The sequence below is a fragment of the Methylomonas rivi genome, assembly GCF_024505165.1.
In the GTDB taxonomy this organism is placed as follows: Bacteria; Pseudomonadota; Gammaproteobacteria; order Methylococcales; family Methylomonadaceae; genus Methylomonas; species Methylomonas rivi.
The window spans coordinates 1-557 of the sequence record NZ_JANIBK010000376.1 but is presented as its reverse complement, the minus strand read 5'-3'; the positions used below and the strand labels follow the sequence as shown (position 1 = coordinate 557).

The following is a 557-nucleotide window of genomic DNA, read 5'->3' as shown; positions in this document are numbered from 1 at the left end:
GCCGTCGGCGTTGGTGGCAAAGCCCGCCAATTCGGCGTAGATGCGGGCGCCGCGCGCCAAGGCGCGATCCAATTCTTCCAGCACCAGCGTGCAGCCGCCCTCGCCTATCACCAGACCGTCCCGGTCACGGTCGAAAGGGCGAGGAGTCGAATCCGGTTCGCCATTACGGGTACTGGCGGCATACAAGGCGTCGAACAGTGCCGCCATGGTCGGGCAAAGTTCTTCGGCGCCGCCGGCCAGCATCACATCCTGTTGGCCGAACTTGATGGCCTCATAGGCGAAACCTATGCCCTGGCTGCCCGAAGTGCAGGCGCTGACCGCGGGAATGATACGTCCGCGTACCTGGAAGAACACCGCCACGTTGGCAGTGGTGGTGTGGCCCATCATCTTCAGATAGGTGGTGGCGTTCAGGTTGCCGATGTCATGGTCGATCAGCATTTTGCCGAAATCGGCGACGGCGGAGGTCGACCCCACCGAAGAACCGTAGCAAACGCCGGTGCGGCCGCCGCTGATGACCGGGTCGCCCAGCAGGCCGGCATCGCTCAGCGCCAATTCGG

At 64.1% G+C, this 557-nt stretch carries 1 protein-coding gene; it reads right to left on the bottom strand.

The genetic code is table 11. The features are described 5' to 3' along the window. The coding region (locus NP596_RS21820; RefSeq protein ID WP_305891848.1) for a beta-ketoacyl synthase N-terminal-like domain-containing protein at nt 1-557 on the bottom strand (557 nt) is incomplete at both ends.